Below are 23,874 nucleotides of genomic sequence, written 5' to 3'. Positions count from 1 at the left end.
TGCGAGTCATAACGAAATGGCAAATTGCCATTCATGAATGTCTTGGAAACACTTCATTATGTGTGGAAGACACTAATGAATGACTGCGAGACGTTCCGTAGCGGGTAGACGACAAACGATACTTTTATTATTATAACGATATCAATCTTAAAATCAATCTCTCCTCAATCTTTATTTTTTTATCTTTTCAGTAAATCCGGTCTCAACCGTTGGGTGCGCTCCATCGACTGCTCCATGCGCCATTCGGATATCTTGCGTTCATGCCCCGACAGCAGCACATCGGGCACTTTCCACCCTTTGTATTCGGCCGGACGGGTATAAACAGGCGGCGCCAACAGATTGTCCTGAAACGAATCGGACAGTGCCGACTGCTCATCGCCGATCACACCGGGAATAACCCGCACCACGGCATCGGCAATGACGGCCGCAGCAAGCTCGCCGCCGGTCAGCACATAGTCGCCGATAGAGACTTCACGCGTCACCAAATGCTCCCTCACCCGGTAATCCACCCCTTTGTAATGGCCGCACAGAATGATGATGTTCCGGTATAACGAAAGTTCATTCGCCAGCGACTGGCTAAACTGTTCGCCGTCGGGCGTCGTGAAAATGACTTCATCGTAGTCGCGTTCCGATTTCAGCAGCGAAACAACTCGGTCGATCGGCTCGATCTGCATCACCATGCCCGCCTCTCCCCCAAACGGGTAATCGTCCACCCGCCGGTGCTTGTCGGTGGAATAATCGCGCAGATTGTGCAAATGAAACTCGGCCAATCCTTTTTCCTGGGCTCGCTTTAATATGGATGAATGGATGGCGCCTTCAATCATTTCGGGAAGTACGCTGAGAATATCGATACGCATACGAATTAATAATTAGCAAATTAATAAATTAGCAAATTAGCGAATTAGCAGATTAGTTGGAGCCGCTTGCCGGTACGTTTCCTTGACCTTGAGAACTTTCCCCGCCTTTCACATCATCGTTGGAGATGGTGCGGTTCACCTTCTTAATCGACGTTTTCAAATCTCCGAAACGGTAAGTGATGCTTAACCGCAAGGTACGCATAGGGATATTATAGATGCTCTTCTGCCGGAATCCCTCTCCTTCCGTCGTCGAATTAAGCCGGAGATATTTACCGAAGATATTGTTCGCGGAAAGACCGATATCGAGTTTCTTGTCGAAAAAACTTTTGGTCGCGTTCAATGAGTAAAAATAATAGGCTGATTGCGTCGTCTGCAATTCGACATTACTGGAAAAAACGCCGCCGTTAGCCGACAACCTGAATTCTTTCGGGAAAGTAAAGGTCAATCCGGTAAACGCTTGTCCCGAAATACCGCTATTACGCAAACTGTTATTCTCGTTGCTTTGCAAATCGGTATAACCGATGTTTCCGTTCAAGTAAGTGCGAAGGAGTTGCGAGGGCGACCAACTGCCGTACACATTCAACCCCACATATTGATTCTTACCGATATTGGCATAGGTATTATTTGTAACGCCATCTTTTACAAAGCTGTAAGAAGAGATAGAGTTGTTTGTATACGTATAAGACAGGGTGGCATTGAAATTGATTTTCTGGGAAAACGAGCCGTAGTTGATATTGAAGTTATGCGATTGCTCGGAATCCAAATCGGGATTACCGTAACTGATATCGGAAGGGTTTGCATCGTTGACATAAGGATTGAGCACCCAAATACCGGGACGCGAAATGCGCATGTTATAACCTAAGCGCACCGTCTGCGTCATGCCCAACTGATACGAAAAGGTAAGCGTCGGCACCAAATCGAAGAAATGCGTTTGAACCGTCGTATCGTTTTTTGCACTCATAAAATGAATATTCTGATCGGTATACTCCCCGCGTAATCCGGTCTTTATGCCGATTTTACCGGTTTTGAAAAAGTATCCGGCATATCCCGAAGCAATGCGCTGACCGTGGTCGAGATCGTTTTTACGGCTGGGGTCGTCAAACCAGGCGGCATTCTGCACATCATAATACGTGTATTCGCCGCGGCTGATATTATCGCGGAAGATATATTTCAGTCCGGCTTCCAGTTCGTGTTTGGGATGAAGGGGATTGACATAATCGATTTGCGCCGTATGCTCGGTTCCCCTCGGATCGTTTACACTCTTCAGGCGGTAACCATCTTCCAATTTACGGCCGTTACCTTCATAAAAATCTCCTTCTACATGATTATATTCGCTTTCATATTCGCTGCCGCTCGGATTCTTTTCAAAACGGTACGACATGGTGAGCATCTCGCCCTTCTTTTTAAAACTCCGTTGATAGTCGGCTGAAAGATTAATGCCGCCATACTCCGACACCGACCGGCTGTGGAGATCGTAGGAATAGGTACGCGCACCGGTAGAGCGGGCAAGCTGGTCGGACAAGGAATTGAACGTTCCCCCGTAACGCGACGCCGACAAGTTGAACAAATTCATCGTATCGGGTTCGAAACTGATAGATCCATCGAGGTAAAGGCCGTTACCGTCACTTTTAGCCGAACTTTTTTGCGTAAGCATATTCTCCGGGTTCGGCGATCGGTCTTCACGCTCGAAAGACGATTCGGAAGCCGGCCTTGCATGGTGATTATAACCGGCGTTGCCCGAAAAGCCGAACTTACCGTATTTTAACGTCAGGTACGTGTTGCCGCCGTATCCCTTGTTCGTATCGGCATTCGCTCCTACCGAACCCGAGTAGCCGTCGTCGACGCGCTTATCGGTAATAATGTTGATGATGCCGCTCACGCCTTCGGCATCGTATTTGGCGCCGGGGTCGGTAATAACTTCAATATCTTTAATGCTGTTGGCCGGCATGCTTTTAAGGACTTGCGAGGGATTGTTCGTCACCATGTTGGAAGGTTTCCCGTTCAGATAAATCTTGAAGCTCGAAGAACCTTTCACTTGAATCTTGTCTTCGGCATCTACGGTCACCAAAGGGACTTTTCGCAAGAGATCCAATACGCTCGATGTAGGAGCCTCAGGATCTTCCTTCACATTGTAGGTAAGTTTATCGATATCCACTTTCACCAGCGGACGTTGAGCCGTTACACTCACCTCGCCCAACTCGACGGAACTTTCCGTCATTTCAATTTTTCCTAAATCAACGATAGGTGACTCGCCGGTAATCTCTACCGGAACCGTGCGGTTGTCCATGCCCATAAACTGAAAGGTAATAAGATACTTTCCCGCCGGCAGAGAGACGGAGAAGTTTCCTTTTTCGTCGGTGGCAAATTTTTTAACGGAAGCGTCGGGTTTATCGGTAACCGCTACCGAAGCGGTCACATAAGAGAGAGGTTGTCCGTCACTTTCTACAGTGACCTGGCCTTTTACCGTTCCTGTTCTTTGAGCAAATAATGCATTTCCGACCAGACAGAATATGGCCACCAGAAGTGTTTGTTTCATTTTAGCAATTGAATTTATTGCCCCAAAAGTACATAATATTATTATAACAGATTCCCGAATAAATAGGCTATTACGATAATTTAGTAAAGAGAAGTGGGTTGCCTCTCTATTTTTAGGTTTTTAAACACGCTCCCCCTACCGCGTTTAACGAAACGAGGCTGTTATTGAAACTCTTTTGCGGCAAGAATATGCATTTCACTTCCTGCTCCTGTCGATTCTTCCGCCATTCCGACCGACACAATCAGCAAATGAACCGACCTACAGGCCTTCCTTCCCTTCATTCCAATAAGGTTCCGTCTTTATTTTTTTTTGAGAAATACCTTTTGAAATCAAAAATTCTTTTACCGCCCGGATGGACTTAACCCTTCCCGTGAGATAGAAGAAAACAACTTTGTATTTCAACGAACCGCCGGGACCGATCAATTTTATTTCGTCCCCTTTTTCCAGAGCATCTGCCCAGCGAGAGCCAATGCCTTTACCGTGAAGATAAACTCCCGCGTTCATGATCTTCAACATCATTTTTCCACCCCAACTTTTTGTAGGTTTACGCGTATTTTCAAAGAATTTTTTCATTACTCAACTATTTTTTAATCGTTTCCTGAACAACACAAACAAAAGGAGAAAGAATATCAGATAAGCAATATTAAACCCGGCTCCGGACAATAGCGCCGATGCCGGATCGGGCAAAAGTTTCACAACAGGGTACTGATAAATGCCGAGAAGTGCGGGCGTAAATAGCCCCATCATAAAGACCTATTAATAAACCCGATACCTTTGTCCCCTTTTAATGGGATATTCCATGCCGTTACTTCAAACGGACTTTCAATCCCGCCTTGACTTGAAAATGAGGGTTCAGGTAATAACTTTCGGGCATATATCCCTTTGTTTTATAGTCGTAACCGAGAAAAAGCGAAAGATTATTCCGGTTGGTATACTTGTCAGGCAACAATTGATACTCGAATAATTGATTGATAGAGAAACCGGAGAACGAAGAATCCGTCTTAAACGCAAACGCCGTCGGCTGTTGCCATGCTATCAACGAACTTGTCGCATAGAAATTGCGGGATAATTGCACGTCATATAATTTATAGCCTATACCCCATGTCGTTTTATCAAAATTCCTGTATTGTTTAACGAAAATGCCATGTAATTGACCGTAATGATGCATCAACCATATATTTTGGCCGAACATCTCACCGAATGGCACACGCAGATAATTCAAACTAAATGTTACGCTATTTCTCGCGCCCAATCGAAATTTCGGGATACCGAACATCTGCGGAGAGAGTAAGTTTATCCACGACAACCACGACGACCGTTTCAAATACCGTTGTTCTTCATCCGTGAGATTCTGTCGCGTAATATGCCTGTCGTAAACCGCATCCTGTTCGAACAAGTATTTCACCCAACTTTTCTTCCGGTCGATCAACAACGGTTGCTCCCATTCCTTCTTATCTATAGGAGAAACATCTTTTAAGGAGGGTGAATAAATGATAGCGTTACGGTTCACAAACAAGTCCATCGCATAGATCATCAAATAATCCAACAAATTATTGTGGTTTCGCAAGTCTGTTTTTGCCAACGCTTCTTCTATTTGAAAAGCCCTTACATAATGGCCTTCGTCACGGACGGTATGCAGACGCATAAATGCCGTATAGTTGTCAGATTTAAATGTGCTCATCGCGTTATCATCCACATGATAAAGATAAGGTTGTTTATACCGGTTAAACAGAGTCGGAATCATTCGCGAGCGGATACCGTGAAACGATAGGAATAAGTTTTCGGAAAGGGTCTCTTCCACCGGCGCCATTATATACGAATGATACAATGCCGATACCGAAAATTGGAAAATAGAATTCCGCATTCGTGTATGTATTTCACTATTTATCCAATTATTTATAGACAATAAATTGAAATTAAGCGATGAAAAATCTTTCAAGCCATCCGAAGAAAAACGGAAAGCGAGTTGGGGCGTATAAAGCCTCTTTATAAAATAAGCATATTGTGCCGTATCCGACGGATCCACCGCAGGTTTGCTCCGGAAAGATATCTCTTTACGCAAATCGGGCTGTTTTAAAAGCCGCGAAACATCTTCGTCCTGCAATATGTGCGCATGATCTTCCCAGAATGCCGTGTCCGCATCCTGCGTAGCATATTGCGATAATATATCCTCTCTATCGATCGGGTATCCTTCTATATCCTCCGGAGCGAAAGGATGGATGATTTCCGTGACGGTAAACTCGCCGGTGGCGGGAATCGTACGTCCCAATTTCCGGTTGATATATTTTCGTTTTCCGCTGACAAGGTAGTATTTATCGCTGACCTTTTTATATTGAGAAATGCTTTCATGCCCCTTTTCGTCGTATATTTCGATACGGACAAAAGCCAAATCTTCCACATCGATATACAGTTTTCCGGTGGTGCCCTCCGGAGCATCACCCTTTGTCATCTCTATGACATACGCGCGGCGGTCTTCGATGAAGGTCGAAGGCAGATAATTCAACCGGTATTTCTTGAAAAATCCACTGTCGAAGAGCTTCCGGGCCTGCTTAACCCCATCTGTTACACCCGTACCCTTTAAAAATCCCCTGTAGTTGTTTATCATCCAAAAATGCCGGTTCTTCCTGAGAAAATAGCGGTCTTTCGCGTGATCGTCATAATTTTTTATAATATCAAAAGCCGTTTCTTCGATGTATTTCACCGAATCGTTTTCCTCCAGGCGGGCGCGATAAAATAGTTTCAGCAAAAAAGGTTCTTGCCGATAATTGTCTTTTATTTTGGCGAGCGCTTTCCGTAGCAGTTGGGCAGCAGTAAGATTGGTTACGATCACTTCGTCGATTTCCACCGGTAAAGGTTGTAACCGGATATGCAGGACACTATTTGCCGGCGTAACTACCACATGAAAAGACCGGTATCCGACAAACGAAGCCGTCAACTCTTCTTCCGATAAATGAGTGCTAACGGAGAACCCGCCGTTAGCATTTGTGATTGTTCCCTTCTTCGATGATTCCAAAAAGATATTTACCGAAGGGAGCGGTCGGTTATTTTCATCCACAACTGTCCCCTTGACAAGATGCTGCGCATTTGCCATGAAAAAGCTATTCAGTAATAAAAATAAAAGACAACAATAAGATTGATGAACCGGATTTCGCATTATTTCTTAGAAAAAACTAGTCTTATGATTAATTCCATCGGCGTATTTGCTTAAAATGATACTCGCCCTTAAAAAGTAACTGTACTTTTAACGGAATAAAATCGAAATGCAAATATATGCATTCTTTTCTATTTTATTTTATTGCGGTTGTCTTTAAGAATTAATACTAAAACAATCACAGCAGACATAAAAAAGGAATATGTCACATTTTCGAGAAAATCTGGTTTTTGAATAAATGAGCCACAATTATGATTATTGTTATCGTTAAATTCAACGTAAAGTGCGCTGTTGCAGTGGATAGAAAAGGCTTATTATCCATTTCCGCCCTCACGATATACATATACATGAATACAAATCCGGTTATGCCTGTATGGATCATATAAAAGATGGAATAATTATGATAAGCGCCAAAAGCAATTGCAGATAAGAGTACAATTATCCACTTGTGAATGTTGAATTTTTTAAAGAAATAGAAGAAAAGAGTTTGGAATACCAGTGTTTCTACAAGTGGTGCAATAATCAAGGTATCTATAATTAAATCTACTGTTATCGTTAAATTTTCATTTACAATCCTTTCACGAAACTCGATATCCGGAATCAAGAAGACTCGCTTTATAATAAATAAAAAAATCCTTATTAAATAAATGATCGCACATAAAGATAAAGAATATATAAACAGATTAGCTTTAGCTAACCTGTCGATATTTATTTCAATAATATGTGCTATGCTTTTTTTCGCCATTATGTCGCAGTTGTGAATATAGTAAATTTTAACAAAATTGAGAACTATCTTAGAGGACTCGATGGAGCGTAACTTCCCCAATAATCTCCTGTTGATTCCAGATATTTAATAGTTAATTTTCGGGCATCTCCCGGCGTAATTTTTTTCCAATTCCGCATCCGGAAGGATTTTGATCTCTATTTCTTCCTGAAACACAAAGGGGTTTGCATAATAAAAAGCTTCCCGCGAATTGCAGTTAGCCTTTTTCTGCCTTGCCTGCATACAATCATTATACGGAAAAATTAAGAAACTGTTTAAATTTCTTACGAAAGGCTGTAATTAAAATATTCTTAGCCTTCAAAAAGTTTCTTTTTTGAATCGCGAAATAAATTTAAACAGATTCTAATAATGTAAAAGCTTTCTTTTGAAAGGATGAAAGTGGGAATATGAATTATTATTCTGTACTTGAAAAAATATTTTTCACTTTTTCCCTTGCCGCTTCCTGGATTTCTTTTTCAATATCCGATAATGCATCCGGCTTCAAACACGCCGTTCCGTTTTCAATGATGGTCAACGTATCGGCTAATTGAATCAACCGGTTGACATCGTGCGATGAAATAAAAATAAAAGCATCCTGCTTTTTCAGTTCCTTTAATAATTCCACCAGATAGGCCGATGAAACGGCATCCAATCCGTTAAACGGTTCATCCAGCAATAACAGGTCGTTGTCCTGCAATAGCAACGCCAGCAAGTGTAATTTTTTGAGCATGCCGGTTGAATATTCTTCGGCATATTGTGCAAGAGGCAACTCAAAGAGACTGTTTAACCTTTGCAGCCGCCGTTTATCTGTTTTACTGTTTTTTGCCGACAAACAAAACTCGATGAATTCATAACCGGTGATGCGGGGAAACATATACGGATTTGCCGTGAGCAGTCCTACCGTGCGTATGTTCTTTTTGAATATCTTCCCGCTGTAAGGAATAAAACCTGCGATGCAATTGAGAAAGGTGCTTTTTCCTGCTCCGTTGCTGCCGATAATGCCGTTAACGGTGCCGGAGCGGTAGCATAAGTCGATATTCGCAAATACCGGTTTTCGCCCGTAAGATTTCGATAAGGATTCAATGATCAATTGCTTCATAATTTGCCAGGAGGTAATGAATGTTTTTTTTGCAATGCCGGTACAATATATAGTAATAAGGCGGTAACGCGATAAGTCCGTAAACGGTTACCGCCAGCGCCCCTTGGATAAAGAGACCCGCAACCGTCAGAATACCGCTCAATACTTCGGACGGATAAAATCCGTACTTCATCCATAAAAAATGAATGTTCATGAGAAAGATGATGAGTACGGCTATTGATGTAATTTGCCACGCTTGCGGGAAGAAGACGATGATCAACAACACGGGTAGGGCAATAAATACAGCGGTATTCACCATGATTTCCATAGCGGTATGCGCCATAAAACGAGATGCGTCCGCGTACATACGTATAAAATCGATTTTCTCGTACTGCATGATCGTCATCATAAATGCAATGAACGACCCCGTCACCAGGACGACAATGGCAAGATTATAATTCCCTGCCGAATGCGCAATAATCTCTATCAGAATCATCCCCGCCCATATCAAAGGTAACAGATAACGTTGGCGGGAATGCCACAGGTAACTGCTTTTTACAAAGAAAGGCGAAGGAATAATGGGGCGCATTTTCGATATCCCCTTCAATATCGTGCTATTTGCAAAAGCCGTGTATACTATTGCGGTACACAGAGCCACGAGCCAAAAGCGGATATCGATCAATAGAAAAGGGAGAGATAAAAGGGAATAATTTATTCCTCTGTAAAGACCTGAAAGGTATGAATATTGTTTCAGGTACAGTTGTTTACTGATATTCCATGGTATTTGCGCGCAAAGGAGTATTTGTACGATAGCGGCCACCGATAGCGATCGGTACGTCACCCTCACATCCATTTTAATCAACACACAGGCGGCAGCCGCAATGAGCGCCGCTAAAAGGATAAGGTATAAAGGCGGGATTTCCCTAAGCTGCCGCTTGAAAATCACCCATTTTAATTGTATTATAAGCCGTAATTGATGAAACACAAGTGAAGTCAATTATAAAAATGCAGGAGAACTTTTTATTTATCCTCCTACAATAAAAATTAGTAAGCTTTTTGTGTGGAAGCAATTAATCCTATCAGGATTATGCCTGCAATAACAAGAGGAACTATTCCTCCCTCCACTTCTTCCAATTCTTGAGCGTTCAGCTCGTTAAATTCTAAAATTTTTCATGCAAAAATACGTTTTAAATTGTTCATACTAAAATTGTTTGTTGTAAATCATTTTGTGCACATCTTCATCTACATGACAAAAGTAAAGGTACTCCGTGCAGTTTACTTCCACGGAAGCAAAAAAATACGACTTCCGGCGTAATTTTTTTCCAATTCCGCATCCGGAAGGATTTTGATCTCTATTTCTATCTGAAACACAAAGGGGGTTGCATAATACACATCATGGCTCCGCCTAAAAAACATTTTACACCTTATTCCACGTATATGCAGTTGTATTTTTCCTCTTCCATTACCGAAACGAGCAGATAAAGCGCCTGAGAGAGCGATATGCTTAGCTTCATTTTATCAAATCATATAGCTTCATATCTGTCAAAAATTCTGTAGTGTTTCCTAAACTATCAATCAATATAAAATTTCCAAATTCGCCATACCTTTTAATAAGGTCTTCATTATCTAATTGATTATATTTAATATCTTTATAAATAAATATATTATAGTCGTTCAGGCAATTTGAATCTAAATATATCACGTATTCTTTATCTATTTGTTTCTCTTTGATATATGACAACGCAGATTCGACACAACCTTTGCACATATCACAAGAAAATACGATTTCTTTACTCTTTCTACTCAAACAAGAAGGTATCGTTATCGCAAATAGACTAATTAAAAAACAAGTTATAAATCTTTCCTTCATAAATATCTAAAATTATTATTTTTTCATTATCGCTTGTAATGTTATATGGCGGGATATGCTCATTTAAGATGCTTTCCCCCAAAAAATTTAAATCACTATCATAAACAAGAAACTTAAAATTTTTCTTTTTTCCGCTCGTATTTCTTGTTAACAGAACAACCCTATTATTTAAACAGAATAACCTATAGTTGAATGCGGTTTGTTCAGAATATTTTTTTATATATAAGATATCCGTATTCTTATTCGTATTAAATAATAGATATTTCTCAGCATAGGGAAGACTGATTGTTTTGACAAAACCATTATCCATGGAAAATGATTGAATATATTTTGATGTCTGAAAAGTATAATATATTTTATCTTTATACTTTGTGCTTACTAATCCGTTATAATGTATATAATTAGTAAAGAAATATGAGGGATAAGGCAATATCCTTTCACATCGTCCATTACACATGAGCATGGTGGACATACTGTCTATTAAAGAAATGGTTCCGGTCTTTCCATATTGAAAATATATAGAATCATTGTAAACTTTTATATTGTCATCATAGAAAGAATGTTTATAGAATTCGTTTTCTGATAATACGTCTTTAAAAATAGTATCCACTTTTTGATTAGCTCCTATTTTGATTATATTATCGTTTTCATTTATATATAAATATTCGTCATTTATATAAGAAAGACCTCCTTTTTCTGATAGTTTTAAGGACAAAGGTAATTCTTCTAAACGAAGAGAATCTTTTGAAAAATCATATCTGGCGTAAATGGAATCATTTATAAAAAATGAAAAGAAAAGGTCATTATCACTGTTTGAATATAAAGACCTAAATCTTATTTTTTTATTATTTTTAACATAGACACCCTTTACTTTAGATGAATTAAAAGTATTCTCGACTATTGTCACTTTATATTCAGTCGACTTTGTCGAACATGAAGCAAGAGTGAATATAATTATGAAAATTGATAAACATATAAAAAATAACATCCGCATAATTTGATCAATAAAAATATTGTTAAAATGGCAATTTTCAAGATATTGATGAATAAATCTTGAAAATTACCACTATGTTATGATTAATCTATATTTATATTTTTTATATAGAGGGACTCTCCGGTATCATTATCTTGTATCATAAATCCATTTTTGAATGAAGTTAAAGTGTATTTATTATTACGGAATCCATCAACTATACTTTTTTCTGGGAACGTACTTTCAAATAATCCTATAATATTAAAAGCCAGTGAATTATTTTTTTGTAATATATTGGAGGTAATGCTTGTTTTTCCAATTCTACAATCATTTCCTTCTTCCGGGCATGTTAACATTCCCCTTTCTTCATCAATTACCGCTTTCAGTGTATATTCTTTCTTATTAATTTCATATTCTTTAACATTCACTATCTTCGTTTTGGGAAGATCCTCGTATCCAATAGGAATTTCGGTTTGTTGAAAAAACAGAGGATGTTCGGACTTATCCTTCAATAAAATATAATTAATTCCATTCTCTATTATTATATTTCCTTCGTCTATTTGTTCTTTTAATAACTCATTAGACAAGAGCCGCGCTACATCCTGCTTTTTCCTTACATTTGGATCGCAAGTGCTCCCAACTTCAATACAGTCCCAAATAACAGTTTTTTCCCCTGTTTCATAATCTAATGTCTCAATCCTTACCGCTTTCTTGTAATTGTCAATTTTCAACTCTTGATAAGCAGGATCTGCTGTCAAAGCATTTTCTACAATTGTTTTTAAAGTAGTCGATTTTTGATTTTCTAATTTTTGCTGCAATCCATTATCAGTATAGCAACTTGCTGTTAAAGATACTATTAGGATCAAAAATAATGGAACTGATCTACTATGCCTTGTTCCCAAATTCCCCGTCCACATTTTCCAATTCCATACTGCGAATTCATTAAATTTCAAATTGTTCATACAAAAATAGTTTTTAAATTGTTCATATTAAAATTGTTTGTTGTAAATCATTTTGTGCACATCTTAATTTACATAGCAAAAGTAAAGGTACTCCGTGCACTTTCATTGCACGGAAGCAAAAAAATACAACTTCCGGCATAATTGTTTTCCAATTCCGCATCCGGAAGGATTTTGATCTCTATTTCTATCTGAAACACAAATGGGTTTGCATAATAAAAAGCTTCCCGTAAGCGGCTGTATTTTATGTCCGCACTCAATATTCTAAAATATTATCAAAAGCAATCCGCATAGAAAACTATCGCCCTCGCACTTCTTAATACATGATTAACGATTTTCCAAACCGTCTTTCGAAATTCGGATCTATCGGGGGATCTTATACTTTTCCGGTTTATTCCAATATTCATTTTCCATCACTGGTGAAAATATGAGCTAACGGTACCGGCTCTTTAGTTGTTGCATCCATTATCTTCACTTGTGCTGACAATAGCGAGGAAAGAAATAGAAAAAACAGTATGATTGGTGTGCGAGTTACCATAAGCCTATTTTAAAATTGAGGAAGACTGTAATTAAACAGTCTCCTCAATCACTTCATACATTAAAAGATTTTGAATCCCAAATTGATAAATTACTATTTTCTCTTTTTAAATTTATCGCGAATAAGTTGTTGTATAAAAAGAAAAATAGCTGTGATTGCCCAAGGTCCCCATATTTTTAATGGAGAAAAATCAATTGTACCTGTTTCCTGAAATATAATAAAAATATTACAAGAATGCACTATTACCCATGCGACAATTAAAATATAAAATATCTTCAAATATGCCTTGTAATTCATTTGTTTTATTGAAACATTAATGTGAGAAAGCAGTCCACCAATATGGGTCTTCGTGCATTTTATTATTCATTTCTGCTGCTAAAGCTCCGATAGCATTCAAAATTCTTTCCGTAATTGGGTAAAGACCTCCTGAAATATTTTCCAATTGCTGAGCAGTAAGCTCGTCGAACTTCAAATTTTTCATGCAAAAATACGTTTTAATTTGTTCATACTAAAATGTTTATTATAAATCATTTTGTGCACTTTTTCATTTACATCACAAAGGTAAAGGCATTCCGTACAGTTTACTTGCACGGAAGCAGAAAATATGTCCCCGTCTGTGATTTCCCCAGGCCGGAGAAAGCCCTACGGATGATGCACTCTTTTGCTTCATTGCTATCCGTGTTCGGGAGTATTTAAGCCGACACTTTTCATCGACAGTAGAACACTCGAGCCTGTCAGACCTCCGCTAGACACAGCAAGTATGACACTTGGTCAGGTCAGGATTGAAAAAGAGGCTCCCAGTATGACACTTTGTCCGGTTAGGACTGAAAAAGATCCCCCCGGTATGACACTCGGTCAGGTCAGTAGTTCGCTTGGCACAACCAATATGACACTTGGTCAATCCAACGAGACACTTGACGCCGACAGAACGACACTTGGGCCATCCAGCGGTTCACTTGATGCCGCCGATATAGTACTTGGCGCCGGCAAGAGTCCGCCCGGGCCAGCCAAAAGGGCAACTATAATATTCAACGGAATCCATCCGGCCGATATCATAGGGATGTTCAGTGGATTCGAGGATGTTTTTAACGCCCACCTTGCGAAAGATATTTTCTCTACTAGCATATAGCATGGAAGTAAATAAATATCCTCCCCCCCCCCTATGATTTCCCAAAGCCGGAGAACGTCATAACGATGACGCACTCTTTTGCTTCATCGTTATCCGCGTTAGGGAGTATTTTAAATACAGAGCGGGAAGCGACGATCTTTTCTCGAAATAGCGTATAATCCGTGTTGAGGATATACGATTCGGATTTATTGGAATGGCTTGTTAATTGCGCTTCGATGTTGGCAATATACCCCTTCTCATCGAGCGACACCATGCAAACGAATTCATCACCAAGCGATAAACGCCACAAATCACCTTTCCCCGGACGAATCGCAAAGCTCCAAAGATCAAATCCGTCTCTTTTTCCCTTGTAATCGCAGTAAAACCTTTTCCGGTATTTCGCATGGCAAAAGATATCCGCCAAAAGATAATTCAATTCATATCCTCTTTTCAGTCCTTTGTACACCAATTCATTGGCAACTGAATCTGAGCTTAATCCGATGCTGTCTATAGAAACATATGCGTCGCGAAAAAATCCGGTTTTCTGTCCGGCAACAGTCGAATCGCCGGAAACCACAGAGTCAAAATCGACAAGAAACGAATGATCACGGAAATAAGGCAGCAATAGTTTCTTCTTTTTCTTTTTAAAGAAAGCCTCCGCATTTAAATCGTTCCGATTGACGACGACTGCTTCGAGAAGATAAGGCTTTTCATCCAATAAGATTTCACAATATCCGGCATTTATCATTTCACGGCTCACTGCTATTCTTTTTGTTTCATATCCTAAATAGCGAACAATGATGGAATCTCCTTCCTGAATAAGATCTTCCGGAAAAGCAAGTGTTCCTTCTTTCGTTCCAACTTTATGAGTTTTTTGAGGAATGAATATTTCAGCATAGGACAAAACCTCTTGCACTGAATTCTTTACTTCAACGGTAAACGGCTGTTGAGAGAATACCGAAGAAATGGGGAATAGGAAGCATGCAAATAATAAAAAGTTGATTTTCATATTTTCATTTATTATATCGATACATTCATTAGTAAAACTCTTATATCCCAAGGTGTTTGTATAACTAAATAATGATAAACGGAGAAAGATTATTTATTGCGTGAAATCCATAAGCATGCAAGTTATATAACCTTTTGAAGAGGTGATTTTGTTTTTTCCGATTCACTAGAGAACTTTTAAGATGGAAGTAATACAGAGAGACTATTAATTAAGATATGGGCGCTTATGGCGTACAGGAATCCGAGGTTCAGTCTGAAATAGGTAAAAGTCATTCCCATAATTAATTGGGGTAAACATAGTAATAGGTAGATCGGGAGAAAAACCATATTGAGTTTAAAATTCACCAAATGAGCCAATGCAAAAAGAAAGGTCATTCCTATTATGATTTTTGATCCGTACTTTATTTTATATTTCCCGAATAGATGCTCAGGTAAAAGATAGATAAAAAGGAATAAGAGGATACTGACACCTATTTTAGGAATGAGAAAGTGCAGGTAATCACCGGAAAAAATGCTCATCGCAATAAATACAAAAACCGGAAAAGATACCATCATATCCCTTTTCCGAAAGGATAATCCCAAACGGAATCCAATTTCTTCCATGATAGGACCTATCAAGACAATAAACCAAATAGAATCGGAGATCTTAAGAGTTTTTGAATCTACCGGTTGAAATTGATGCGTATCGATATCGGTTAATTTCAGAATAAAATACAACAAACCAAGAGAGACCAATACAAGAAACAGCGCAAGTAAATAAAACGATATTCCTTTTGCTATAATCTTCTTTTTAGGCAATCTCTTTTTGTCGGAATTCGTATAAAAATCATTTACTATATTTATTTCCATATCAACTGAAAGAAGGGATTAAGAGAGAGCATACTTTTAATGAAGCCCTCTCTCTAATCATTTCCGATTTACAATTTTACTCTTCCACGCGAAGCAACAAACACTAAAAAACTTATAACGGCCACACCATCAATTGCATTTCGGAGATTGCTCCCTAATTTATATCCAGCGTTATAGGATTCTTCACTTCCGCCATAAACTTCTACTAATTCACACTTATTTAATTCTTTCATCTCTTGTTATTTATAAATTAAATAATCCTTTCACAAAACCAACTATAAAATCGCCCGCGTCTGCTAATACTTGACGTCCGGCTTCTATTTCAGATGAATTCGCATAATACGAAAGAGCCGGGCCAACGGCTCCTCCTCCGTTCACTTCTTCCAAATCTTGAGCTCTTAGCTCACTAAATTCCAGATTTTTCATACAAAAATACATTTTAATTTGTTCATACTAATTTTGTTTGTTGTAAATTCATTTTGTGCACATCTTCATTTACATCACAAAAGTAAAGGTACTCCGTGCACTTTCCTTGCACGGACGCAAAAAAATTTGCACACTACTATCCCGTTAAGATTTGAGGTCTCGAAATAGTTCGAGTTGACCGTCGTCAGAGGAGACGTTATAAGTACAAACGCCAATTTTCATAAAAGAAGGTGGAAAGTAAATATTTGAAAAATGTTTTAAATTGAGAAATATGCTATATCAACAAATTAAATCTATAAAAAAATATCAACTTTGGAAGATTAACTTCCAAAGTAGCGAAAAAATAGTTATTTGACTAAACTATAAGCTAATTGTACATCGTTGATTTTTGATGTTACTGCAATGCTTTAACAACCTTCTCAACAATCCATAAAGCAAATTTTATAGGTAAAACCGGAATAGTTAATCCTCCTGAAACGGATTCCATTTCGTCTACATTTAGTGTTTGAAATTCAAAATTTTTCATTTGCTTCTATTTTTAAACTACACTTTATAGCCAGGGAGTGAGGGGATTCTTAATAACTTCTATAAGAAATTTAATCGTTTCCACTATTGATCCACCATTAATTTGTTCCAATTCGGTAATCTCTATTGCCTGAAAAGAATTGAATGATTCATTTTTTTTCATATTACGTATAAATCTTTATGATATAAATAAACTCAAAATAGATAAAATTATAGAACATGCAAATAATACATATTTAATCTTCTTATTTTTAATAAAAGAAGCTATAGATATTAAACATAATGCTATAACCAATAATACTGTATTCATGAGTTTACAAAATATCCAAACCAATAACCAACTCCAGTAACTGGAGATAACAACGTTAAAACAATACCCAACCTTAGGCTTTTAGAAGAAATACTTCCTCCATCAATCTTATTTAAAAATTCAGCTTCCAAAGGTTGGAATCCTGTGAAATTCAAAGTTTCTACCATAATCAGCATTTATAATTATTTCACCTATCAGCATTCGCTCTGTCTTTACCTACTCCATACCCAAATACAAAAAAAGCTAGGACAAGAGCTGCTGCTCCAATAATAGGGTGCCCCCTTCCACTTTTTCCAATTCCTGAACGCTTAGCTCACTAAATTCTAAATTTTTCATACAAAAATACTTTTTAATTTGTTCATACTAAAATTGTTTGTTGTAAATCATTTTGTGCACCTCTTAATTTACATAGCAAAAGTAAAGGTACTCCGTGCAGTTTCCTTGCACGGAAGCAAAAAAATGCGACTTCCGGCGTAATATTTTGCCAATTCTGCATCCGGAAGGATTTTGATCTCTATTTCTATCTGAAACACAAAAGGGTTTGCATAATAAAAAGTCTCACGCGAACGACTATATTTTATGTCCGCACCCATGTCTTTGATTTCTTCCAGAATATTATACAGTTGCCTCCGGCTCAAATGCACCCGGCCGGCAAGCCTGTCCGGACATCCTGTCGATTCGGTACGGATTAACCGATGAATATATCGAATGCGTTCTATTTGTTGAAAAAGTGTCATAACTGTAAGGAATTATTAAATTATCGCTTATCGTATTACATTGAACTGTTCGTTCCACAAACGGGTATATACGCTGTCGTTCTTATAGAGATCTTCATGTGAACCAGCCTCCACCAGCTTACCCTTCTCCAGCACAATAATCAAATCGGCATCCCGTATAGTACTCAACCTGTGTGCGATCATAATAATGGTCTTTCCCTCCTTTGCCAAGTCGGAAAGCGTTTGTTTGACAAATCGTTCCGATATCGAGTCGAGCGAGGAAGTCGCTTCATCGAAAATCAGCACTTCCGGCTTCTTATAAATAGCCCTTGCCACGGCAATACGCTGTCGTTCGCCGCCCGAAAGGGTCGCACCGTGTTCACCGATATACGTCATGAATCCGTTGGGTAGCCCCTCGATAAAATCATTCAATCCCAACCGGCTGCTTATTTCCGTGATTCGTTGAATATCGGGAGCCATGTCTCCCAAAGCGATATTTTCGATGATGGAACCGGCGAACAACTCTATATGTTGCGGCACGGTACTGATGCTCTTCCGTAAACTTTCGTTACTGATTTGATTGATATTGTAATTCCCGATTTTTATTTTACCGGATTGTATGGGATAAATGTTTTGAAGCAGGGATATCAACGTCGTCTTTCCCGAGCCGCTTTCCCCGACGATGGCGGTGGTTTTTCCCTTGGGGATGGTAATGCTCAACGATTCGAAAACCTGCTTGCGGCTTCCATATCGGAAATTCACGTTTTCCAATGTAATGTCGCCGACCATAGAAGGAAAAAGCGTGATTTTAGTATTCAGCTCTTCTTCCTCCCTCTCCAAATCCATGATCTGAAACAACCGGTCGGCGGCGATCATCGCATCCTGCACCGTTTGATTAGCCGAGATCAACGATCCGACGGGGGTGACTACATACCCTACCAACGAATAGAAAACCATCAACGTACCGGGCGTGATGTGTTGTTGAATAACCAAATCGCTCCCGGCCCACAGCACGGCTACGGTTATCGCCGACGATACGAACTGAATGCCGTTTTGCGCAATAATGGCGCCGTAAATGCTTTTAAACGTATTACGGATAAGCCTTACAAAACGTGTTTCGGTTTTTATATTCGCGTAATCTTCAATGCCGAACCGCTTGATGGTGTTCATGGAATTGACCGACTCTACCAGTTGGCTTTCCAAGTCGGCATTGGTTTCCATAATCCGGCGTTGATATTTTTTGTTGAGTTTGTTAAACGCAATATATATCAGTGCAAACAAAGGCGCCGAGGCCAAAGTGATCAATGCCAGTTGCCAGGAGTAGACAAACATCACGCACAACGTGAAAAGCAAAATCATGGTATTCACGGCCAAGTCGATGGAAGCATTATTGATGAAGTTGCGTATCTTCACCGCGTCGCCCACCCTCGAAATAATTTCCCCTACCCGCATGCTGTCGAAGAACTGTTGCGGCAGTGTGAGCAAGTGTTTATAATATCCCAATATCAGCACCGCATCGATATGCTGCCCCGTACGCAATGCCAGAATACTTTTCATCGAACCGATAAACGTGCGCAGAATGATAATGAAAACCATGATGATCCCCATCAGGTGCAATAGATTATAATTCTTGTCGATCAATACATAATCGGTTATCTTCCCTACATATACCGAAGTCGATAATCCCAATATGCTGAACATGACGGCTCCGAAAAGCGCCTGAAACATCATGCTTTTATGCGGAAGCAAAAGTTCAAAAAAACGGAGGAAAAGGCTTTTGGTGTAACGCCCTTTCTGAAACGACACGTCTTTTTCGGTAAGAAGTAAAATACCGGTCCATTCTTTTTCGAATTCTTCCCTTGTCTTTTTATGTATTTTCCCGTCGGCCGGATCCATCAGGATGACCTGCTTATCCGTTGCATGATACAACACCACAAAATGATTCAACGCTTCTTTCACCACAATATGGGCGATGACAGGAAAAGGGCTGAATTTAACCAATGTATCGTAGTCGCCTTTCACCCCTTTGCAATTGATGCCGATTTTCTTTCCTGCCTGTATCAATCCCAACAGGTTCGTACCTTTTTTATCGGTAAAAGCATACTGCCGTATTTTGGCTATGGGAAAACGCAATCCGAAATGAGCGGCGACCGAAGCAAGGCAAGCCGCGCCGCAGTCGGTAATGTCGTGTTGTTTTATTTTTATTCCTTTTTTCATTTGGATATCGTTTCAATGGCTATCGCGAAGCATGTTGGCCGTTACGACTGATACTGTGAGGGATTCATCCAACTGTCCATTTTCTGGTAAAGCAATTGGAAAAGGCTTCTGCGTGTCAGGACAAAATGCGCCTGCACCGTCATACCTTTCTTTAAATATCCCCGTGTACCGTTTTTAAGGGAGAGATAATCCCTGCCAAGCACGCACTTTACTTTATAATAACTGCTGTTGGAGTTGGAGTCGAAATAGAAGTCGGACGATATTTCACGTATTTTCGCCGGAATCGTTCCCCATTCATTATAGTTGAACGATTCTATTTGGATATTTACCGGCATGTCTTTTTGCAGATAGCCTATATTCCGTGGCAGGACATATACTTCGGCATACAATGTTGAATCGGGGCTGATGAGACCCATCGTTTGTCCGGCCGCCACATTGTTTCCTTTATAAATACCCATGAATTGTTCTACCGTTCCGTTCACCGGAGCCGTTACATAATAAAACTCGCGGTCTTTCTTCAATTGGTTGAGCGAACTTTGTAACTCCAATCTATTTAAGGTTAGGGTATTGCAGTCCGTCTGCCAAACGCTCAGTTGGTTGTCTCTAAGGGACGATAACTCGTTTTGCGCGTTACGCATGGCATACAAGTACTGTTCGTATTCCTCGGCGGAAATCACTTCGTTATCATATAACTTTTTGTTCCGGTTATATTCGCCGGTACACTTTTCGAGCTGTGTTTCCAACTCTTTTCTCTTTTTGGTATAATAAGCGTGCTCCTGCCTGCGTACGCCGGAAGAAAACTTATCCGGCGTTTTACCTGCTATCAATTGATGCAAGTCACTTAGTTGATTCGATATATCCGTAAACTGTTGTTGCAGATATACGGCTTTGGACTGAAAATTATCCGTTCGGAAATGGAGTAGAACCGTTCCTTTCGTTACTTTTTGCCCCTCCTTTACATATACGCTGTCTATCCGTTCGGACACGGGCGACTTAATTTCCGCACGTTCTTCCACCGGGCGTATCCTGCCGGCAGCTTGCGCAGTAACATCTACGTAAATAAACGGTAACGAAACCAAGCAAACGGTAACGGCTGCAAGCACTACCCAATAAATAGCCTGTGATTTCGTCGTGTGTTTATAGATGTAAGCCGGAAGACTGTCTTTTAGATAATCGGGAGGAAGAATAGACATATTATTGCACTTGTCACTTTATAATTTCTGAACATATATCTATAAAAAAAATAGAGAAATACTTCACCAAACATCACGAAAAGGATGTTTGGTGAAGTCACATTAAAGTAAGATTGCCCCAACGGAGAAATAAATATTACGATGTAATAATTTACCCGAATTACTATACTCTTGCATTGGGGTTAGCCCATGAATATAATCCACAGAAAAGAAAAAATTCTTATAAAAAAGATCACACCCTGCAAAGAGGCCCGCATCGGCCCTGTTGAACGGACGGTAATCGAAGTCTTTTCCCTGAAGTGTTCCTTTATTGCCTTCGAAGCTATATATGCCGATAGCTCCGCTTTTTCCAAGCGATTGCTCCGATTCGATTATCCCTTTCCCTGAAATCCCATAAGCAAAATATCCGCCAAATCGGGGGACAAGCCTTATATTCGTATTCAGGAGAATTGAATAACCGATGCTTACAGGTAATTCCAAATAAGATAATTTATATTCATACTTGTCGATGACGGCTGCCGGAATATTATCCGAAGGGGCATATAATGTGCCTCCCTTGCGAGTGAATTTTAATTCCGCGTGCACTATCCAGTCTGTGTTGTTTAACTCATATTCCCCAATCACTCCAATAGAAGGGAACACATTTATCGGCGTATATTTACTCTCGGACGTAAGACCCGAATAAACACTTCCAGCCTTTACGCCAAGTTTGATTTGCGACGTAGCTTTTTGCGAAAAGATGAAAAAGACGCTTAAACAAACTACAAAAAGAGTAATCCTTTGCATTATGTTCTTTTCACTCTTAAGTTTATACATATAAATAAATTATAATGTTGATTTTCCGATCTTATAAGGTAAAGTCCATTCGGCCCCATCTGTTATATCCTTGTACCAATTATCAGGAGAAGAACTGAGAAGATTATTCGTAGAAAAAACAAATCCTCTTTGATATATTTGTTTGGATATTAATTCATCGCCCTTTTTCATATCAAACTTAATTTCAAACTCTCCCTTAACTTTTTTATATTCTGCCGATACTTTTACATTCATTTCCTTAATAGCCGAACCGGGATCTTCTTCATGAAGCATTACGCCTATTTCATTCAGGGGATCTTGCCAATCCCCCACAATTAAATAATTAAGAGAATGCACGATACCCTTTTTTATATCTTTTCGTGAAACATAAAATTTCTTGTAACTTGTATTCATCGCCAAAGAAGTTAAGTTCCCATTATCTTTTATCTCAAAATTCTTCGGCGCTCCTGCCTGAATAATAATTTCCGATCCCCCTCTAAACCAAGAATCAAATTGTCGGCTTATCTTAAGAGTTCCCAAATAAACGCTATAAACGTTAGTGGAAGAAGGGGTAGAAGGGGTATTATTAATGACACCCGCTACTGGCTTATCAATCTCCAATGAAATATCCGGATTTATGATATCCCACTCTTCTTGTACTCTTTCCGTTTCATTTATTACCCAAACCGGAGAATCGATAGCGTATTCTTCATCCACGATCATTTGAGTTGGAGGCAACGCTTTTCTTGTTGTGCTTTGAAAGGAAGAAAACGTATACGCATAATTCCAATCCTGCTCATTTTCCGGGTCAAAAGTAATTACAGGCATTGTTTCACCATCCCAGTTGTCAGAATAAGGCCAATACAAATTGATCCCCTCTTCTTTTAACTGATCAAATAAATCAGTAACGAAATTGGTACTACGAGTTCCCGATAGGGTATTAAATTTTTCTAATAAAGCTTTTCCAAAAAGATTTTGACCAACATCGCTCCTTGTTGTAGTTTCAGGGTAAACAACAGGACTTAATATTTCTGTAAACGGCATATCTTCATCATATCCTTTTTCTAGTGATTTTGTTACTCCCGAATTAATTTCTTTGATCATATCGATGCTTACATCTATTTCTGATATTAACTTGGCTATCGAAGCCAATCTCGATTCTTCCGGTAGATTAACCGTTTTTTCTGCGGTCTTGTTCTGAATAACTTCTTCCGCTTCATTCTTTTCGCATGCCGAAAATATTACTAAAGCCATAATAAATGCTGGGGCTATTAAATAATTCACCTCTTTCATGCGCTTGATTCTTTTTTTATTCATTTTCTTTAATTTAATTGATTAATGTCTCTCTTTATGAGAAGATTTCTATTTATTTGAGTATCCTGCAACGTAAAATATTATTCTCGTCATAATAGAATTCATACTTTGTTCCTCCAAAGGTGTTTTCTAATTCTTCCTCATCAAGCAAAACGAACTTTTTGTTTTTTAAATATTTCATAAATATATTGTTTTAAAATGTAAGGCAAAATTAATGGATTGCGTCCATATAATAGCTTAACAGAACGTTATATAACAGTCTGTCTTATCTTATATAACATCTTAACGTTATAATCCTCTAATAAATTGTCTATTAGTACGTAATGTTTGAATAATTGCAATTATATATTAACTTAAAAGAGATTCGTTTCGATTAACTTCATATTGTAGAAAAGATGTCTTTCTTGTGATTAAGAAAACAAGAAATAGATTTCCTACTTTTTTTCTACGTTAATATATTGTCATCAAAAAACAGTATATTTCCTCTATAAATCGAATAAAAAAGTATGCGGAAGTGTCTTGAGAAGGTATATATTTGTTGATTAAGAGCATACCAATCGGGATGAATGCTTTGGGGCTTCCATCAAAAACATTAATTTCCTCTTCGAACTCTTAGGTCTCTTGCTCGTGTCCAAAAGTGATTCCCTGCGAGAGTCAGTTTGCAAAACGGGGTAATGTATCCACCACA

The 23,874-nt window shown here is 39.0% G+C and carries 26 protein-coding genes; all 26 read right to left on the bottom strand.

What is annotated here, in order from left to right; translation table 11 throughout:
- Positions 1–179: 179 nt before the first annotated feature.
- On the bottom strand, positions 180–857 hold the full coding sequence (gene trmD, locus ABNK31_RS07740) for a tRNA (guanosine(37)-N1)-methyltransferase TrmD (protein ID WP_418895090.1): 678 nt from the start codon (positions 855–857) through the stop codon (positions 180–182).
- Between the two features lie 52 nt (positions 858–909).
- Entirely contained in the window at positions 910–3,393 is a 2,484-nt protein-coding gene (locus ABNK31_RS07735; RefSeq protein WP_418895089.1) for a TonB-dependent receptor domain-containing protein, read from the bottom strand.
- Positions 3,394–3,651: 258 nt separating this feature from the next.
- The gene (locus tag ABNK31_RS07730; RefSeq protein ID WP_418895088.1) at positions 3,652–3,966 is read right to left on the bottom strand and encodes a siderophore-interacting protein; all 315 of its coding nucleotides are present in this window, start codon (positions 3,964–3,966) and stop codon (positions 3,652–3,654) included.
- A gap of 232 nt (positions 3,967–4,198) precedes the next feature.
- Complete coding sequence (locus ABNK31_RS07725) at positions 4,199–6,484, bottom strand: carboxypeptidase-like regulatory domain-containing protein (RefSeq protein WP_418895087.1); 2,286 nt, start codon at positions 6,482–6,484, stop codon at positions 4,199–4,201.
- A gap of 265 nt (positions 6,485–6,749) precedes the next feature.
- The gene (locus ABNK31_RS07720; RefSeq protein WP_418895086.1) at positions 6,750–7,289 is read right to left on the bottom strand and encodes a type II CAAX prenyl endopeptidase Rce1 family protein; all 540 of its coding nucleotides are present in this window, start codon (positions 7,287–7,289) and stop codon (positions 6,750–6,752) included.
- Between the two features lie 433 nt (positions 7,290–7,722).
- A complete protein-coding gene (locus tag ABNK31_RS07715; RefSeq protein WP_418895085.1) occupies positions 7,723–8,406 on the bottom strand; it encodes an ATP-binding cassette domain-containing protein in 684 nt (227 codons plus the stop codon).
- Positions 8,387–9,370: a hypothetical protein gene (locus ABNK31_RS07710; protein WP_418895084.1), complete on the bottom strand. Its 984-nt coding sequence runs from the start codon at positions 9,368–9,370 to the stop codon at positions 8,387–8,389. The genes ABNK31_RS07715 and ABNK31_RS07710 overlap by 20 nt, the downstream gene beginning before the upstream one ends.
- 59 nt (positions 9,371–9,429) lie before the next feature.
- Positions 9,430–9,534: a class IIb bacteriocin, lactobin A/cerein 7B family gene (locus ABNK31_RS07705; protein ID WP_418895378.1), complete on the bottom strand. Its 105-nt coding sequence runs from the start codon at positions 9,532–9,534 to the stop codon at positions 9,430–9,432.
- A 686-nt stretch (positions 9,535–10,220) separates the two neighbouring features.
- Positions 10,221–11,162, bottom strand: a complete 942-nt coding sequence (locus tag ABNK31_RS07700) for a hypothetical protein (protein WP_418895083.1) — start codon at positions 11,160–11,162, stop codon at positions 10,221–10,223.
- Positions 11,163–11,332: 170 nt separating this feature from the next.
- On the bottom strand, positions 11,333–12,190 hold the full coding sequence (locus ABNK31_RS07695; protein ID WP_418895082.1) for a hypothetical protein: 858 nt from the start codon (positions 12,188–12,190) through the stop codon (positions 11,333–11,335).
- Positions 12,191–12,818: 628 nt separating this feature from the next.
- Positions 12,819–13,022 carry a hypothetical protein gene (locus tag ABNK31_RS07690; RefSeq protein WP_418895081.1) on the bottom strand — a complete coding sequence of 68 codons (204 nt, stop codon included), beginning with the start codon at positions 13,020–13,022 and terminating at the stop codon, positions 12,819–12,821.
- A gap of 16 nt (positions 13,023–13,038) precedes the next feature.
- Positions 13,039–13,206, bottom strand: coding sequence for a class IIb bacteriocin, lactobin A/cerein 7B family (locus ABNK31_RS07685; protein WP_418895080.1), 168 nt, complete (start codon positions 13,204–13,206; stop codon positions 13,039–13,041).
- 471 nt (positions 13,207–13,677) lie between these two features.
- The gene (locus ABNK31_RS07680; RefSeq protein ID WP_418895079.1) at positions 13,678–13,899 is read right to left on the bottom strand and encodes a hypothetical protein; all 222 of its coding nucleotides are present in this window, start codon (positions 13,897–13,899) and stop codon (positions 13,678–13,680) included.
- Positions 13,886–14,842 carry a hypothetical protein gene (locus ABNK31_RS07675; RefSeq protein WP_418895078.1) on the bottom strand — a complete coding sequence of 319 codons (957 nt, stop codon included), beginning with the start codon at positions 14,840–14,842 and terminating at the stop codon, positions 13,886–13,888. Before ABNK31_RS07675 ends, ABNK31_RS07680 begins: the two co-directional genes overlap by 14 nt.
- A 176-nt stretch (positions 14,843–15,018) precedes the next feature.
- On the bottom strand, positions 15,019–15,690 hold the full coding sequence (locus ABNK31_RS07670; RefSeq protein WP_418895077.1) for a hypothetical protein: 672 nt from the start codon (positions 15,688–15,690) through the stop codon (positions 15,019–15,021).
- Between the two features lie 68 nt (positions 15,691–15,758).
- Positions 15,759–15,923 (bottom strand): hypothetical protein, encoded by a 165-nt coding sequence (locus ABNK31_RS07665; protein ID WP_418895076.1) that lies wholly within the window; start codon positions 15,921–15,923, stop codon positions 15,759–15,761.
- A 10-nt stretch (positions 15,924–15,933) separates the two neighbouring features.
- Positions 15,934–16,116: a hypothetical protein gene (locus tag ABNK31_RS07660; RefSeq protein ID WP_418895075.1), complete on the bottom strand. Its 183-nt coding sequence runs from the start codon at positions 16,114–16,116 to the stop codon at positions 15,934–15,936.
- Positions 16,117–16,510: 394 nt separating this feature from the next.
- Complete coding sequence (locus ABNK31_RS07655; RefSeq protein WP_418895074.1) at positions 16,511–16,642, bottom strand: hypothetical protein; 132 nt, start codon at positions 16,640–16,642, stop codon at positions 16,511–16,513.
- A gap of 24 nt (positions 16,643–16,666) precedes the next feature.
- Positions 16,667–16,804 carry a ComC/BlpC family leader-containing pheromone/bacteriocin gene (locus ABNK31_RS07650; RefSeq protein ID WP_418895073.1) on the bottom strand — a complete coding sequence of 46 codons (138 nt, stop codon included), beginning with the start codon at positions 16,802–16,804 and terminating at the stop codon, positions 16,667–16,669.
- Positions 16,805–16,947: 143 nt separating this feature from the next.
- The gene (locus ABNK31_RS07645) at positions 16,948–17,118 is read right to left on the bottom strand and encodes a hypothetical protein (protein WP_418895072.1); all 171 of its coding nucleotides are present in this window, start codon (positions 17,116–17,118) and stop codon (positions 16,948–16,950) included.
- 76 nt (positions 17,119–17,194) lie between these two features.
- Positions 17,195–17,287, bottom strand: a complete 93-nt coding sequence (locus tag ABNK31_RS07640) for a bacteriocin (protein WP_418895071.1) — start codon at positions 17,285–17,287, stop codon at positions 17,195–17,197.
- A gap of 68 nt (positions 17,288–17,355) precedes the next feature.
- Positions 17,356–17,688, bottom strand: coding sequence for a helix-turn-helix domain-containing protein (locus ABNK31_RS07635; protein ID WP_418895070.1), 333 nt, complete (start codon positions 17,686–17,688; stop codon positions 17,356–17,358).
- 27 nt (positions 17,689–17,715) lie between these two features.
- The gene (locus tag ABNK31_RS07630) at positions 17,716–19,884 is read right to left on the bottom strand and encodes a peptidase domain-containing ABC transporter (RefSeq protein WP_418895069.1); all 2,169 of its coding nucleotides are present in this window, start codon (positions 19,882–19,884) and stop codon (positions 17,716–17,718) included.
- Positions 19,885–19,925: 41 nt separating this feature from the next.
- Positions 19,926–21,077 carry an HlyD family secretion protein gene (locus ABNK31_RS07625; protein ID WP_418895068.1) on the bottom strand — a complete coding sequence of 384 codons (1,152 nt, stop codon included), beginning with the start codon at positions 21,075–21,077 and terminating at the stop codon, positions 19,926–19,928.
- Between the two features lie 102 nt (positions 21,078–21,179).
- A complete protein-coding gene (locus ABNK31_RS07620) occupies positions 21,180–21,863 on the bottom strand; it encodes a porin family protein (RefSeq protein ID WP_418895067.1) in 684 nt (227 codons plus the stop codon).
- 39 nt (positions 21,864–21,902) lie between these two features.
- The gene (locus ABNK31_RS07615; RefSeq protein WP_418895066.1) at positions 21,903–23,189 is read right to left on the bottom strand and encodes a hypothetical protein; all 1,287 of its coding nucleotides are present in this window, start codon (positions 23,187–23,189) and stop codon (positions 21,903–21,905) included.
- Positions 23,190–23,874: the final 685 nt, after the last annotated feature.

Source organism: Limibacterium fermenti (assembly GCF_041902845.1).
Lineage (GTDB): Bacteria > Bacteroidota > Bacteroidia > Bacteroidales > Dysgonomonadaceae > Limibacterium > Limibacterium fermenti.
Note: the sequence above shows the minus strand (reverse complement) of the source record. Positions and strands in the feature narration are given on the sequence as shown.

What these genes read in the sequence shown, in the direction of transcription:
- ABNK31_RS07625 (WP_418895068.1), bottom strand. Translation starts at nt 21,077, where the DNA reads ATGTCTATTCTTCCTCCCGATTATCTAAAAGACAGTCTTCCGGCTTAC.
- ABNK31_RS07715 (WP_418895085.1), bottom strand. Translation starts at nt 8,406, where the DNA reads ATGAAGCAATTGATCATTGAATCCTTATCGAAATCTTACGGGCGAAAA.
- trmD (WP_418895090.1), bottom strand. Translation starts at nt 857, where the DNA reads ATGCGTATCGATATTCTCAGCGTACTTCCCGAAATGATTGAAGGCGCC.
- ABNK31_RS07660 (WP_418895075.1), bottom strand. Translation starts at nt 16,116, where the DNA reads ATGAAAAATCTGGAATTTAGTGAGCTAAGAGCTCAAGATTTGGAAGAA.
- ABNK31_RS07640 (WP_418895071.1), bottom strand. Translation starts at nt 17,287, where the DNA reads ATGAAAAATTTAGAATTTAGTGAGCTAAGCGTTCAGGAATTGGAAAAA.
- ABNK31_RS07630 (WP_418895069.1), bottom strand. Translation starts at nt 19,884, where the DNA reads ATGAAAAAAGGAATAAAAATAAAACAACACGACATTACCGACTGCGGC.
- ABNK31_RS07635 (WP_418895070.1), bottom strand. Translation starts at nt 17,688, where the DNA reads ATGACACTTTTTCAACAAATAGAACGCATTCGATATATTCATCGGTTA.
- ABNK31_RS07645 (WP_418895072.1), bottom strand. Translation starts at nt 17,118, where the DNA reads ATGGTAGAAACTTTGAATTTCACAGGATTCCAACCTTTGGAAGCTGAA.
- ABNK31_RS07620 (WP_418895067.1), bottom strand. Translation starts at nt 21,863, where the DNA reads ATGCAAAGGATTACTCTTTTTGTAGTTTGTTTAAGCGTCTTTTTCATC.
- ABNK31_RS07675 (WP_418895078.1), bottom strand. Translation starts at nt 14,842, where the DNA reads ATGAAAATCAACTTTTTATTATTTGCATGCTTCCTATTCCCCATTTCT.
- ABNK31_RS07730 (WP_418895088.1), bottom strand. Translation starts at nt 3,966, where the DNA reads ATGAAAAAATTCTTTGAAAATACGCGTAAACCTACAAAAAGTTGGGGT.
- ABNK31_RS07735 (WP_418895089.1), bottom strand. Translation starts at nt 3,393, where the DNA reads ATGAAACAAACACTTCTGGTGGCCATATTCTGTCTGGTCGGAAATGCA.
- ABNK31_RS07695 (WP_418895082.1), bottom strand. Translation starts at nt 12,190, where the DNA reads ATGAACAATTTGAAATTTAATGAATTCGCAGTATGGAATTGGAAAATG.
- ABNK31_RS07720 (WP_418895086.1), bottom strand. Translation starts at nt 7,289, where the DNA reads ATGGCGAAAAAAAGCATAGCACATATTATTGAAATAAATATCGACAGG.
- ABNK31_RS07655 (WP_418895074.1), bottom strand. Translation starts at nt 16,642, where the DNA reads ATGAAAAATTTTGAATTTCAAACACTAAATGTAGACGAAATGGAATCC.
- ABNK31_RS07690 (WP_418895081.1), bottom strand. Translation starts at nt 13,022, where the DNA reads ATGAATTACAAGGCATATTTGAAGATATTTTATATTTTAATTGTCGCA.
- ABNK31_RS07665 (WP_418895076.1), bottom strand. Translation starts at nt 15,923, where the DNA reads ATGAAAGAATTAAATAAGTGTGAATTAGTAGAAGTTTATGGCGGAAGT.
- ABNK31_RS07650 (WP_418895073.1), bottom strand. Translation starts at nt 16,804, where the DNA reads ATGAAAAAAAATGAATCATTCAATTCTTTTCAGGCAATAGAGATTACC.
- ABNK31_RS07615 (WP_418895066.1), bottom strand. Translation starts at nt 23,189, where the DNA reads ATGAATAAAAAAAGAATCAAGCGCATGAAAGAGGTGAATTATTTAATA.
- ABNK31_RS07670 (WP_418895077.1), bottom strand. Translation starts at nt 15,690, where the DNA reads ATGGAAATAAATATAGTAAATGATTTTTATACGAATTCCGACAAAAAG.
- ABNK31_RS07685 (WP_418895080.1), bottom strand. Translation starts at nt 13,206, where the DNA reads ATGAAAAATTTGAAGTTCGACGAGCTTACTGCTCAGCAATTGGAAAAT.
- ABNK31_RS07725 (WP_418895087.1), bottom strand. Translation starts at nt 6,484, where the DNA reads ATGGCAAATGCGCAGCATCTTGTCAAGGGGACAGTTGTGGATGAAAAT.